Genomic DNA, 14,998 nt, shown 5'->3' with positions numbered 1-14,998 from the left:
CTGTATTTTCTAATCCATCTGCTTCATATAATCTAACTATTACTTCTTGCCCTTCTTCAGCTTTTTTAAGAGCAGAAAGTATTATATTTTTCTTATTAGTAGTTGCAAAAGACTTAGATTTTTCTAACTCTCCATTATGGCTCTTTGTTTGAATTGAATCCATTTTATAGTTAAAATTATATGCTTCCCTAACTGTATTAGCTTCTGCAAAGGTTCCACTATGAGGATAAATTGAATAATTTATTTCATGATATCTTTCTCTATCACTTTCACCAGCTCTACTCATAGTTGATCTTAAAAGTGTAAGTCTTATTCTATTGTCTAATGTATCCCATCCATATTTTGAATCATTTAAAATACTTACTCCATAGTCTCCTTCTGTCATATCTGCCCATTTATGACCTGATACTTCAAATTGAGCTCCTGTAGTTCTATTTTCCCAAGATGTATCTCTTTCTACAGTTCCATAAGCTACTTCATACGTTGCCTTTTCAGGATTTACACTTAGTGGGAAGGCTACCTTTAGAATTTTTTGTTCCTCATTCCAATTAACTCCTGTTTTTATATCTATTCTATCTTCATCAGAATATAAAGTTATATCACTAAAGTATTCTGAGCTTCCCCATTCTCTAGTAACCCTAAATGTAGATTTTGTTTCTGAACTATTAATAAGTTCTATATCTTTTAACCCATTAACTACTTCAGCCTCTCTATTCATATCATCCATATCTACATCCCAAGCTTCCCAATAAACAGGTGTATCCTCTAATATATTAAATTCATTTGCTTCTTTTCCATCTTCTAATACTTCTTTATTTCCATTTTTCTTATCAATAATACTATTTATATTTCCTGTTTCAGGATTTAACTTAACCTTAAAGTATTTGTTTTCTAATGTGTAATTTTCCTCATCAGCTTTAACTCCATCATTTACTATATATTCATTTTCTCTTTCTATAGCTGTATATGTTGAATATCCAAGAGATGGTACCTTTGCTTTAAATAACACTTTAGCTATCTTACCATCAACACTTACTAATTCACTCTCTACTGGATTTCCATTACTATCAAGGATTTCTACATTGCTCACTTCTTTATCAAAGACTATTTCTTGCTCTACAAATTCATCTCTATCCCAGGATAATGAGTTAAATAATACTATTGGAATTCCACCTTCCACTGTATTTGTATTTACTCTTGCTGCTAATGCCGCTAATGCATCTTCTTTTACTGCATTTAATAAGTTTAATGCTATTTCAGAATCATTATATGCATCTAAGTAAACACTATTAATAGATGAACCTGGTAAAATATCATGGAATTGATTTAAAGTAATTATCTTCCATGCTTGTTCAATTTTTTCTATTGGATAATCTACTGCATCTAACAAGTATGATAGTGTTGCAAACTTTTCGGCTACTTCTGCTTGTATTTCAGACATTCTATTATATTTCTTTATAGCACCTCCTGTTGTATATGTTCCTCTATGCTTTTCAAAATATAATTCATTATCTATAGTTGCAATTTCTGATGTTCCTGTATTTTGAATATCTGCTTCTAAAGCTTTAAATGCATCTTCCGCCATACTCATTTCTATATTCATTGCAGCTTCATTATTATCTACTTGTTTAATATAATTAATATCGTTTTCATTTGGGCCACCACCATGATCCCCTGCTCCGTAAAGAGCGATACTAGTACTTAATCCTTTTTTAGCTTGCTGATCCATAATAGCATCATAACTACTAGGATTTCCAAGTGCTGAACCATTCCACACATAATCGCTTGTTGGTTTATATGCTAAAACTTCACTGCCATCTGGAGATTTCCAATTAAATACTTCATGAGGCCACTTATTAGTTTCATTCCAATTTAACTTAGTGGTTATAAAGTAATCCATTCCTGAACCCTTTAGTATTTGTGGAAAATTATAAGTAAAGCCAAAAGTATCAGGAACCCAACCTACTGTTGCTGTTTTATCAAATTTTTCTTTAAAGTACTTTTGTCCATATAAGGATTGTCTAACTAATGATTCCCCACTAGGTAAGTTTAGGTCTGACTCAACCATTTGCCCACCTGTTATATCCCATTTTCCATCTGCCACTTGGTTTTTAATTTTTTCAAATAACTCAGGATAATATTCTTCTGTATATGCATATAACTGTGCTTGAGATTGAGAGTATCTATAATCATCAAATTTCTCTAGGTTCTTTATAGCTCTACCAAAAGTAGCTTCACATTCTCTTATAGTTTCTTCTATTCTCCATTCCCATGCTACATCTATATGACCATTACCTAACATATGAGCAGTTTTAGACTTATCGTATGCATAAGCTACAATTGGATTTGACATTGATATAGACATAGTTGCTAACATTACTACTACTGTTAACTTTTTAGATAAAAATTTCATACAATACTTACCTTCCTTTTTTTACTTCACATTAAGTATAATAGACATATTTTTTTATACATAGGCAATAAATTTCCTATGTCTTAGGAATTATAATAATTTATACCTGAGGTATTACTGGTTATATTTTATTGAATATCATAATCTTTTCTAAGGTATAATAATATTAAATAGATATTTTTAAGATTATAAATCTTTTTATTATTATTTAATAATAATTATTTATTAATAATCATTTTAGAGTTATTATTATATTGTAAATAAATTAAATAAGGAGGAGTTTTATGCATAATAATTATAAATTAGATATTACTGATATTCTTAATAAATACAGTGGTGCTAATTCAACAAATGATTCTGCTATAGCCTGGAAGGGTTTTAGAGATTTAGTTCTTGTGGATAAGGTTCAAGAATGTGAAGATATTATATCTTTTTATTTCAAATCAAAGGATGGTAAGAAATTAGTTAAGCATTTAGCTGGTCAATTTTTACCTTTTAAAATTAAAACAGACAATGCTGAATATAAGGATGCTCTTAGAACCTACAGTTTATCTATAGTTCCTAATGAACATATTTATAGAATAAGCGTTAAAAGAGTTCCTGGTGGATTAATAAGTAATTATCTTCATGATAATTTAAATATTGGTGATGAAATTGAAGCATTAATTCCAACAGGATTATTTACTTTAAATAAGAGTAATACCGAAAAGCCTCTTGTACTAATAGCTGGTGGCATAGGTATCACACCTTTACTATCTATGCTTTATGATAGCTCTGATAAATTTAGAGAAGTCTATTTTATTCAAGCTACACAAAATTCAAATCTTCATCCTTTTAAGTCTGATATTGAAAGTATTTCTGAAAAAGAAAATGTAAAAAAAATAGTATTTTATGATAGACCCTTAGAAGAGGACACTATTAATAATAAATATGATTTTACAGGATATATTACACAAGATTGGATTAAGGAAAACTTGCCTTTAAACTCTGAATTCTATTTCTGTGGTCCACCTCCATTCATGAAAGGAATAAATAAATCACTAAAATCTTTAGGTGTTTCATCTGAAAATATTCATTTTGAATTCTTTGGTGATCCTCAAACATTAGATTAAATAAAAAAGCCCTCTCCATAGAGAGGGCCTGTATATATAATGGTTGGGGTAACTAATTAATTATTTTTTCTTTCTTCTAAACATTGAAGCTCCTGCTGCAGTTATTAGTCCTCCTATTACTGCTATGGCACTTCCACCAACTACTGCTCCTGTATTAGGAAGCTTTCCTGGTTTATTATCAGGTTTATTTGGATTAGTTGGTTTTGTTTCTCTTTTTTCTACAGTTACTTTAAGTTCTTTTTCTGTTACTAATCCATTGCTATCTGCAACTTTAAATATAACAGTATATTCACCATCTTTAGTTACTACAGAATTTTTATCCATGTCTATATCGTGACTCTTAAGTTCAACTTTATCAGTTAAGTCACCATCTTCTTTATCTAAAGCAGAAACTTTATGAGCTTCCTTTGACCATTTATCTCCTACAAATAATTTGATGTCTTCACCATTTATTACTGGAGCTTCATTTTTTTCTTCTGGAGTTACATCCTTTTCTCCAAGCTTAACTGTTAATTCAAAGCTTGCACCTCTAGCTTCCTTTGTATTTACATCAAAAGCTATTTTTCCATCATTTAAATTAACATTAGATATATTATCATCTACTTCTACTATTTCAAGAGCTGATTTATCTATTGATATAGATAGGCTTTCTCCTTCAAAAGTAGGATCTGAAACTGCTATTGTTAATGTTCCATCTTCATTTTCCTTAGTCATAACTGAAGATTTTCCTGAAGATGTTATTGAACCTGATGTATTTTCACCATCAACCCAGAAGTTTGCACCTTCTATTTTTAAATCTAAGTGCTTAACACCATGAGCTATATCATCATTTTTAATTATTTCTATTCTTGAATTTTCTGAGTAAGCTTTTACTTCTTCAGATGATTTATTTGGCAATAAAACATAGCTGTATTTTTCATTTTCAATCACACTACCATGATCCATATACATAGTTAAATAATTGTTAGTAACTATTTTATCAGCTTCTGGCTTACCTTCATTAATGTTATACCAATTTCCTTCTCTATCATCTCTTAAGATATTTATATCTGCGCCTTCTGGGAAGTAGTATCCTATATCTGAACCTTCAACGCTTCCTTCTAAGTGAGCCCACTTTGCTCCTGCAACCTTATCTGAATCACCTAAAGCTTGTACCTTTTCTACTCCATCTACTGTAAATATATTTGAACCATCTTTTCTGATTTTTCTATTTTCTACAATAGTCTCTACCTTATGATCTTCAGGATTAGTTATATCTGAACCTAATGCAACTATTTCATCATCAAACATAAACCATGATTTATTAGCTGTTAATGAATCATATTTGTTATCTATTTGCATTCCTGAAACACCGTAGTTTCCAAGCTTAGTTCCACCTGACCAGCTGCTGTTTCCTAGCTCATAGTAAACTTCATCTTGAAGAGGTGATGATGGTTCTATATCTGGAAGAATAACTTTCTTTTCTCTTTCTCTTGTATCTACAGTTGTTCCTGGCATTCTATATGGATCTATTGTTGACCAGAAATCATCTGAGAATTGAGTTAAATCCTCATTATGAAGATAAGTCATTCCATCTCCTTGGAACCAAGGTGTTAAGTTTTCCTTATTCATAAATTCATATTTACTAATTCTTGTTGAACTTCTTGCAATACCTAACCCATAGTCTGCTCTTTCGTGGATAGTCTTATCCATCATATTTAATGCATGATGCTCAGCACCTTGCTTAGCTGGAACTATAGCATCATCAGCCATTATGTCATAGAATTCAGAAATTACATTAATTGAACCAAATCTTGTCCCAAAATCTAATACGCTTGAAGCTTCTTTAGCCCATTGTTTAACTAAAGCATTAATTTTATTAGCCATTGCTTCATCTGAAATCATACCGATTTTTATCATTCCACCTATAATTCCTGATGCTTGCATATATCCATTACTGTTATGTCTTGATATTGATCTTCCTCTTACCATATCCATAACATAACCTTTGTATATTATAGGGTCAAAGCTTTCAAATATCCATTTATAAATAGTTTCTTTATCCTCAGCTGGCATTGCCCATGGTGTTCCTTCTGTTAAGAATAATATATTTGATACTTTTTCTATTAGAACGTTTCCATATGAACCAGTGTAAGCTACTATTCCATGTTGCACATATGAACCATCTGGATAGAATCCATCTCCTTTAGTTACATATTGAAGAACATCTCTTATATCCTCTGCTCCCTCTTTTATATACTCAGCATTTTTTAAGTTTACACCTTGTAATAGTTTATTCATACATACATCAGCTAGATTTGCCCCAGTGTGATTTTTATTAGTATCTGGTTCAATACTTGGAATAAACTTTTGTATTCCTGCCATGTAGTTTTCTATTTGTTCTTGGTTTAATGCATCATACATTAATATAACTGCATTATTTAATTGAGCTGGAATTCCGATCATCCAATCCCACCAGTTACCATATTGTTCGCTTTCACCGTTGTAAGCATTTTCATTTAACCAATCTAATGCATAAACTATATTGTTTTTTAACTCTTCATTTTGATAGTATTTTTCGTTAGGTAAGTTATAAGCCATTGCCATAGAAACTACATATTTATACATTGATGTTATACTTGCTGAATTTTCTTTATAGTTCTTTAAATCATCAAATAACCAATCATTTGCAGGATCTAAGTTTAATTTTCCTAAGTATGTATTTGTTTGATTAACATATCCTTTTATCTTCTTTGAAATAGATTCATTATTAACATCTAAATCTACTCCCCCAACTAAGTCTTCCTTCCACTTAAGTCTTATGGATTCTATTATTTCCGCTTCATTTTCTGCTGTTAATGTTATTGAAGATTCTGTATTTTCTCCACTTACTGTATAAGCACTAGCAACTGTTCCAAATGTACTAGTTATTACTACAGTACCAGCTATTGCAGATGCAATTAATTTCTTAGTTGATTCTTTTCTCTTTATCATATACCTGTACCCCCATAAATCAAGTAAACTAGAAAACCGATTTACTAGTTTCTGTGTTTTTATTATACGTTTACAAACAATCTAATGTCAATGAATATTTTCCCTTTAATTTTACATTAATGGTAGTAAACACCTTTGTAAACCAACTTATTAAGCCATTTGTTTTTTTAAAATTTTTGTATACTTTTTTTATTTTGATATATTTTCAACCAGTCTTTATAATATTAATATTACTAATTAAAAATGAAAAAACAAGAGTTTTATACAACATATTTTGTCTAAAAAAATAAAAGAACTTCAGCAAATTTCAAATTGTTGAAGTTCTTTTAACTATATTTTAATATCTATTATTTATGTGTTCTTATATTTAATGATACAGGCTTTGATACCCCACCATTTGAATATTTACTTACTACCTTAACTCCATAAATAGTATTTGATTTTAATTCTGTTAAATTAAATGTTGTATCGCTTGTCTCTCCTATGATCTTTCCATCTTTATAAATAACATATCCAACTAATGAATCTTTTGCTTTAGGTTCATTCCATTTTAAGACTGCTGAGTTAGATGTTAATTCTTCATATTTTAAATTACTTGGTTTTTCTATCACTATTTCAACAGGAGGAACTAAGTTAGCATCTGTTGAATAAGTAATTTCAATTAATTGGAAATCTTCTTTTAAAGATTCGTGTGAAACCTTAACTTCCGTTACATTTGCAAAAGTACTAACATCAAATAAATTAATTGATTTATCTAATTTACCTACTTCTTTCCAATTCCCATTAGTTAATACTTCTACTTTAGCATTTGAAATTGTATTTGCGTTTTGAATAATAGTTAAAGCTGATACTTGTTCTCTATCTGTTAACTTATATTTTAAGTATCCAGGTTTATCTGTTGCATGCATAGTAAATTGTGTTTCTAGTTCTTTATCAATTAAATTTGATACTTGATTAGCATTAGTAATTTCTTCAGTAGTTGAAATCTCAAATATCTTACTTCCAAGAATTGCTTCTCCATTATTTACTGAGATTTCATTTACTATAAATTCTTTTTCTTCTTCATATGCTAAGCGAATATATCTATAGTCTTTATTTCCTTCAACGTCGATATCAATCCAGAAATATGGTACTTCACGTCCATTAAATCCATCTTCTGTTAATTCATTACCTTGAACATTAAAGTTCTTTACATCTACCCACTCTCTACCATCAGCAGAAACTTGTACTTTACCTTGTCCTAGTACTGCTTGCGGATTTTCTGTTGCCACATCTTCTGCAACCTTTACTTGAATATGGTTTAGCCCTATTTTTTGTCCCATATCTATAGTTAATTCTTTAGTTTTATAATGTCCTTTTGTAGCCTCTTCACCATCAAATACATTATTTAATGAATTATTGTAAGCAACACCATCTATAAAATAATTATATTTACACATATCTGGTCCAAATGCACCATATAACTCAAATCCAGTTCCATTAAATTCATATTCAATAGATCCTGTTGTATCAACTAAATACATTTCATCATTATTTAACCAACCAGTCTTTGGTGACCACATACGCCATGATTGATTGCTATTTCCTGTTCCTAAAGTAAGCCCTGGAGTATTAGTTGTTAAATTAACTTCTGAAACTTCCTCTCCATTTTTAATAACAAACTTGTCTACTGATGCTTTATATTGATTATTATTAACTCCACTTGCTTCAGTTAAAATAGTAATTTTGTGATTTCCTTCTTTTAATCCATCTACTGTAAATATTTTCTGTGAAGGATTATCTTTTTTAGGTCCATTAGCATCTCCAAAGCCATAGTCAGCTCCTACTGAAACCTTTGGTTCCTCTATAGCTGTTACATAAATATTTAAATTCGTATTTAATGTAATTTCTAAATCAGAATTATTTGTTAATTTGATGTAACGAGTAACTATTTCTTCACCATTTTCTAATTCATTCCACACTTTAAAGTTTTCTGAATGTTCTATAGCAATTCCTTCTGGTAATTCAATATTAGTTAAAGTCACTAATTCTAACTTTGGTAATTGGACAGCTACATAATTATCTTTTCCTAATGTAGTTCCTTTTAATTCTAATTCTATATTTGATTTACTATCAGTTAAATTAGCTCCTGTTATATTTTCTATATTACTTACTAATTTAACACCATCATTAACTACTACTGACATTTCACGAATGTGTAGCCAAAAATCAGGTTTATTGTTATATCCTTGCTTAGTTAAACGTAAACGAACAAAACGTGCTGGTGTATTTGTATTAACATTAATGTTATGAGGAGCTGATTCCTCTGAATAATCCTTAATAGTTGTCCAAACTTCACCATCTTTTGATGCTTCAAGAACAGCATAATGGAATATATCATTATCTGAATCACTTGCCCCTTGTGTTATTGATACATTTACTAAATCCTTAACTTCTCCTAAGTCTAAACCAAAGTAATCTCCAACTTGTTGAATTCCACCATACTCTAACTTTGTGTATGTTGACATATCTCCATCATAGTACTTATTAAATTCACTTTCTGGAGTATTAGACCATTGTGCAAAATTATAATAAACCTTAGCATCAACACCTTCTAGTCCAAGAATTTTGTTTAACTCTTTTCCTAATTTTCCATTTAAATAATTTGCTAATGGACGTAATCTCTTAGTTGCAGGTTTAACCTCAAGATTAGTATATCCACCTGGTTTATATCCTGGTTTAGTTACAGAGTTAGATTCTTTAATTTTAGTTGCAATATTAGAATATTCATTCCAAGCTGTATCATAATCCTTTTGGTTTATTGCAATTATTGAATTTAAACCAGCTATAGAAGCTTCTAATGTAGCTACTAATGATTGTCTATATGGAGCAAATTCCTTTTTTAATCCTGGATTTTCAGCCTTTTCCATTAATGAATTTGCAGCATTTAATATTTCTTCTAACTTTAATTTTAAATCTTTAGCTTCTATAGTTGCATCTTCATTAGCTTCTAGCTTAGCTTTTAAAGCATCAATTGGTTCTTTTAAATCTTCTGATTCTTCCCAAGCTAGTCCTGTTTGATGATAAACTCCATCTCTTGGATATGACATATGTCTAGCTAAAATTCTTAACTCTTCTTCTACAGATGAATCTGTATTTTTAAATGAAGCATCCCATGATGCATCTACATTAAAATCATCAACATTCCAAGAATAATCAGCTACTTGGAATAAACCTATTTTTGACAATTCAGCTTCACACATTGGATTAGAAACTAATCCATTTAATTTATCAGTCTTTTTAAGCATTTCTGCTTTTCCTATAAATAAAGTTGAATCAGTATAATCATTTACAGGCCAATTTAACCACATATATGGATAACGACCTGATACGTCATAAAATCTTTGATTTAGATTATCATCAACATTACCAATTATGGCTGGACCTGTATGCATAATTTCAACGTCATCTTTAACAGCTTGAACCTGCTCTTCCTTTCCGCCAATAGTAATCTTTGTTCCATCTCTAAATTGATTATAATATGATGCACTTGGACCACCGCTATAAGCTTGTGGACAGAAAATTAGTGGATACGTACCTTCTTTTGAATCTAACCACTCAGTTAAAGTATTTATAGCTTTAACTTGAAGCGCTGTTTCAGAAGCTGCATCATCTGCAAGTAACGCAAACTGTCTTACCCCTAAATCATATAATATCTCAAATTTATCTATTATATATTGCATTTCTTGCTGATAATTTTCTTTATTAATACCATTACTCATAAATGGATGAATAGCATAAATAAAACGATTCTTAGTTCTAACACCAGCCTCTATAAGTTCTGCCATTTTATCTAATTCTGATTGTGGATATGGCTCTCTCCATTTGCTATTATGATATGGATCATCCTTTGGTGCATAAATAAACGTATTTAGTTTTGTTTTACTACCAAATTCCATTAAAGAAATTATTTCAGAATTTGACCAAGGAATTCCATAATAACCTTCAATATATCCACGATATTGAATATCTGCATAATCTTCTACAACTGTTTTTAATATTGTATTATCTGATGATTGTTCTATCATCAATTGTAATGTAGTTATTGCACAATATAATGCATCACTATCATTACCTATTAATTTAATACCATCTTCTGTAATCTCTATAACGTTTGCGTCATAATTATTAAATAAATCTTCTTTTTTAGGTGTATATCCAACTTCTTCTGTAGATAAACTAGCTACTATATTGAATTCACCTTCTTTAACTTCTTTAGACTCAACTACCTTTGAATCTAATAGCCCTAAAGTGTTTTGTAAATGTGCTTTTGTTGATTCATCTACTATGCCATTATAAATGACGTTAACTTCATTAGGAATTGTTACATGGTCTCCTGTATATTCGATGTCTTGTGGAATTGGATAAATTTCATAAGAATCAATATACTCTTTTTCACTTTCAGCATAGATAACATTTGAATTTGAAATAAGTCCAATACTAAATGTAATCGCTAAACATAAACTTAATTTTTTAAAAAGTTTTCTCCTCATTTCTCTCTCCTTTTTTATATTTAGAATATTATTTGAAATATAATACAATTTACATATCTATCATGTTAAATTCTCTATTTTTATATAAAATCTAAAACAATTTATATAAGCATTTTCATAAAAAAATTAAAAAAAGCTGAAAAGGGCATAAAAAACCTTTTCAGCTTATGCTCAAATAGATTGATAACACGCTAAATTTATCGATATATTTTTTTAACAATTATGATATCGTTTGTATATATTTTCAATATTTGAATATTAACATACATTTATGTTAATTTCAACCATTAAATTTATATAAAAAAATAGTTTGATTTGTTTCTAAATCAAACTACTTTATAAAAATTAATGAATAGTTGTCCAATCACCGTTAGAAACATACTCTCTATGTTTTATAAATTCATCATCTACTCGATTATATTTATAAACATAACATTTTTCTGTTTCTGAAGAATCTTCTAATTCAACATCTAAAATTATTCTATTATATTCATTTTCTCTATTTGAAGGACCATAATATCCTTCCATTGTATCTAATGCTTTTATTACATCTTCATATGGCGATATCTCCATTACTTCACCATAAACATAATCTTCTCCATCTAATAAAGCTGGATATCCTTTGTTTGGCATATGAAATAATGATCCTTTAAGCTTTGCCTTCTTTGATGAAAGAACTTTTCCTTTTAAATATTTATCATAATTAAAAAAACCAGTTCTTAAGCTTCCATAAACAAATATATTAATTTTTTCATTTGGTGCTAACATTAACAGATAGTTCCTCCGACAGCTTTTACATCTTCTTTATTTTCTACTGCTGCTTTTATACAAAGAGCTAAACCTCTTGATATATCTGCAATAGACATTGAAGGCATATTTGGCTTGCTAACTACTTGTTCTGGAATATATGGCACGTGAATAAAGCCACCTTTTATATTAGGATATTTTTTATCTATCATATACATTATTCCATACATAACATGATTACAAACAAATGTTCCAGCAGTATTTGATACAGAACCTGGAATCCCATTTTCATTCATTTCCTTAACCATAGCTTTTATAGGTAAGTTAGTGAAGTATGCATTTTCACCATCTTCATTTATAATAATATCTAAAGGTTGATTTCCCTCATTATCTTCTATTCTTGCATCATCCATATTAATAGCGACTCTTTCTGGAGTAATTCCAAATCTTCCACCTGCTTGTCCAACAGATATAACTATATTAGGATTATGCTCTTTTATTGCAGCTTCAATTTTTTCTACTGATTTATTAAATACAGTAGGAATTTCTAATTTAATAACAGATGCTCCTGCAATTTCATTAGGTAATAGTTTTACAGCTTCTAATGCTGGGTTTATTTTTTCTCCACCAAAGGGATCAAATCCAGTAATAAGTACTTTCATTGTACCATCTCCTTTTCTTATGTTATATTTAAGTTTCTATATAAAATTTACACTATTTTTATCTTAATTTCTAGTAACAAAATATAGATATACTTATATCTTACAGGAATAAACTATAAATTCCATATAAAAACCTACAGATATGAAACATTTTTTTAATAAAACTGCTCATATCTGTAATATCATTTTAATAATATATAATTTTAAAATAAATTTCAATAAAAATTTTAATTTTAATATTAGAATGCTAAGAAGTACATTAATGCAATATGTATAACTAAAAGAGTTAAAGCTACAGGAGCCTGATGTTTAATTACTGCATTTTCATCTTTCATTTCTAATAATGCTGCTGGCATAATATTAAAGTTTGCTGCCATAGGAGTTAATAATGTTCCACAGTAACCTGCTGTTAATGCTAAAGTTGATGCTATGATTACATTACCACCTTGTGCAAATACAAACGGAACTCCAATACCTAAAGTAATAACTGAAAAGGCTGCAAATGCATTTCCCATAATAGCTGTAAATAAAGCCATTCCTACACAGTATGCTATTACTCCAAATAATATATTCCCTTCTGGAATAACGCCTGAAATAGCTTTTGATATTATTTCACCAACACCTGCTGCTGCAAATAATGATCCTAAAGCAGCTAGTAATTGAGGTAATATTGCTGTTGCCCCTACTGCTTGTAACATTCTATTTGAATCTTCAACAAATTCTTTTGGTTTAGCCTTAGTAATTATAAATGTAATTGCTACTGCTACTATAGCTGCTATTCCTATAGCTGCTGTTCCAGCTAAAGAAGTAAATTGAGCTATTGATAATGCAACTACTGCAATTACAACAGATGGTATAAATATTTTATTTCTCAACTTCTTTGATTCTTTATCAGAAAAACTAAGATCTAAAGCTTTAATTGAACCTATATTAACTTGTTTTGTAGCTGTTAAAACTGCAATACAAATTAATAATATACCTGTTACAACAGATGGAATATAGCTTCCAAACATAAAGATTACTGCAAGTATAGCCCAAAATAAGCTTGTACCTAATCTAGTTTTATGATTTTTATCTTTAAATGATATAGCTGATGTTGTTGCCATTAAAGCACCAACCATTATATAAAATAATTCTAATAAAATTTTAGAAATTTGTGCTGAATCCATAAATTATTCCTCCTTACTTCTTTGATTTCTCATATTCTTTAGATATTTGCTTATCAAGTAAGTAGTTTTGTCCTGCTACTAGTATAAATGTTATTACTGCTACTGGAATTGACCACATAGCAATTTCCATTGTGTTTACATTGTATCCTAATTGTTCAAGTGTACCTGCTATTAATAACACCCCTGAATTAGCCATAAATACATTTTGTGCAAAGAAATTACCGAAGTTATCCATAGCTGCCGCTGCTGCCTTTATTTTTTCTTCAGTTTTCTCATCTAATTCTCCATATTTGCTAATTGCTGCACCTTGTGCCATTGGGTTTATAAGTGGTCTTATAAATTGAGCATGTCCACTTACTCTAATTGAGGCTGCTGCTGCTGCTTCTCTTATAAATAAGTAGAATGTTAATAACTTTCCTGTTGACATATTTTTAGCTTTTCCTAATAAGGCTATAGCACTTTCTCTTAAACCATATCTTTCGCATAATCCTATTATTGGTAATGTTAATAAGAATATTGACATATGTCTTTGATTAACGAAAGTTTCTCCTAAAACTCTTAATATTTCTGTAATGTCTATATTAGCCATTACGCCTGTTGTTATCCCAGCTGTGATTACTACTGCTATTGTATCTAGCTTTAAAGCAAATCCAACTATAACTATTAAAATACCGATTATAGCCATTGTATCTCGTCCTTTCATACTTATCTTTTGATTGATAAAGTAATTATACTTGTATTTTTAAAATTCGTCTAGTTATTTTTATGCATATTTATTAATATAATAATAATTCCAATCAATAATTGACGCTTTTTTTGTATAATTATCCTTTTAAAATTATCATTCTTAAAATTTTTACCTTTTTTTGTCGTATAATTATATTTTATGTTTACTAACAATCCATAGAACCTTTTTTAAATTTTTATGAATTAAATATACTAAAATTTCACCTTATTAAATCTAAAAACAAACTATTAATAAAAAAAATCACTTTCTAAAAATATATTTAGAAAGTGATTTTTTACTAATATTTATATATCTCAATTTAAGATACTCTATTTTTATGATAATTATAAATATAAAACGGAATTCCTATTAACATAAGTATGAATCCCCACATTACTGTTTCTGCTCCTGAACCATAAATAGTCCAAATTGTATACACAAATGCTAATAAAGGTAAGATTGATTTCTTAATAAATATTCCTAAAGTAACTTCCTTTTCACCTTTAAACATTAACATTATTTCAGCAGCTGCTGTTAATAAGTAAACTGGTAAGAATGATAACGTTGCAAGTATTGTTATAAATGTAAATGCTGATACCATTCCTTTTTGATAATTCATAACAAGAAGTATATTTACAAGTATTGAACCTGCCACTAATGAAT

The 14,998-nt window shown here is 29.2% G+C and carries 8 protein-coding genes and 1 pseudogene; 1 reads left to right on the top strand and 8 read right to left on the bottom strand.

Features of this window, described 5'->3' with window-relative positions; translation table 11 throughout:
- On the bottom strand, positions 1–2,413 hold a 2,413-nt coding region (locus tag ACRDBA_RS17110; protein ID WP_438574141.1), incomplete at its 3' end, for an alpha-mannosidase.
- Between the two features lie 284 nt (positions 2,414–2,697).
- Between ACRDBA_RS17110 and ACRDBA_RS17105 the strand changes: the two genes are divergently transcribed.
- Entirely contained in the window at positions 2,698–3,525 is an 828-nt protein-coding gene (locus tag ACRDBA_RS17105) for an FAD-binding oxidoreductase (RefSeq protein WP_438574140.1), read from the top strand.
- Positions 3,526–3,585: 60 nt separating this feature from the next.
- Here ACRDBA_RS17105 and ACRDBA_RS17100 read toward each other — a convergent pair whose 3' ends face one another.
- The 7 genes and pseudogenes from ACRDBA_RS17100 to ACRDBA_RS17070 all read right to left on the bottom strand — a co-directional run.
- Positions 3,586–6,498 carry a polysaccharide lyase family 8 super-sandwich domain-containing protein gene (locus tag ACRDBA_RS17100; RefSeq protein WP_438574139.1) on the bottom strand — a complete coding sequence of 971 codons (2,913 nt, stop codon included), beginning with the start codon at positions 6,496–6,498 and terminating at the stop codon, positions 3,586–3,588.
- 347 nt (positions 6,499–6,845) lie between these two features.
- Positions 6,846–11,030, bottom strand: a complete 4,185-nt coding sequence (locus ACRDBA_RS17095; RefSeq protein ID WP_438574138.1) for a beta-N-acetylglucosaminidase domain-containing protein — start codon at positions 11,028–11,030, stop codon at positions 6,846–6,848.
- A 345-nt stretch (positions 11,031–11,375) separates the two neighbouring features.
- Entirely contained in the window at positions 11,376–11,798 is a 423-nt protein-coding gene (locus tag ACRDBA_RS17090; protein ID WP_438574137.1) for a gamma-glutamylcyclotransferase family protein, read from the bottom strand.
- A complete protein-coding gene (gene pcp / locus ACRDBA_RS17085) occupies positions 11,798–12,439 on the bottom strand; it encodes a pyroglutamyl-peptidase I (protein ID WP_438574136.1) in 642 nt (213 codons plus the stop codon). The genes ACRDBA_RS17090 and pcp overlap by 1 nt, the downstream gene beginning before the upstream one ends.
- A 239-nt stretch (positions 12,440–12,678) precedes the next feature.
- A complete protein-coding gene (locus tag ACRDBA_RS17080; RefSeq protein WP_438574135.1) occupies positions 12,679–13,608 on the bottom strand; it encodes a DUF979 domain-containing protein in 930 nt (309 codons plus the stop codon).
- 13 nt (positions 13,609–13,621) lie between these two features.
- Positions 13,622–14,293 (bottom strand): DUF969 domain-containing protein, encoded by a 672-nt coding sequence (locus ACRDBA_RS17075; protein WP_438574134.1) that lies wholly within the window; start codon positions 14,291–14,293, stop codon positions 13,622–13,624.
- A gap of 361 nt (positions 14,294–14,654) precedes the next feature.
- A pseudogene (locus ACRDBA_RS17070) lies at positions 14,655–14,998 on the bottom strand (amino acid permease); the annotation flags it as partial.

The organism is Clostridium sp., assembly GCF_051654825.1.
Classification (GTDB): domain Bacteria; phylum Bacillota; class Clostridia; order Clostridiales; family Clostridiaceae; genus Clostridium.
This window is presented reverse-complemented; position numbering and strand designations above follow the sequence as displayed.

Bases quoted from the DNA above. Each gene is read 5' to 3' on its own strand.
- ACRDBA_RS17105 (WP_438574140.1), top strand. From the start codon at position 2,698: ATGCATAATAATTATAAATTAGATATTACTGATATTCTTAATAAATAC.
- ACRDBA_RS17100 (WP_438574139.1), bottom strand. From the start codon at position 6,498: ATGATAAAGAGAAAAGAATCAACTAAGAAATTAATTGCATCTGCAATA.
- ACRDBA_RS17095 (WP_438574138.1), bottom strand. From the start codon at position 11,030: ATGAGGAGAAAACTTTTTAAAAAATTAAGTTTATGTTTAGCGATTACA.
- ACRDBA_RS17090 (WP_438574137.1), bottom strand. From the start codon at position 11,798: ATGTTAGCACCAAATGAAAAAATTAATATATTTGTTTATGGAAGCTTA.
- pcp (WP_438574136.1), bottom strand. From the start codon at position 12,439: ATGAAAGTACTTATTACTGGATTTGATCCCTTTGGTGGAGAAAAAATA.
- ACRDBA_RS17080 (WP_438574135.1), bottom strand. From the start codon at position 13,608: ATGGATTCAGCACAAATTTCTAAAATTTTATTAGAATTATTTTATATA.
- ACRDBA_RS17075 (WP_438574134.1), bottom strand. From the start codon at position 14,293: ATGGCTATAATCGGTATTTTAATAGTTATAGTTGGATTTGCTTTAAAG.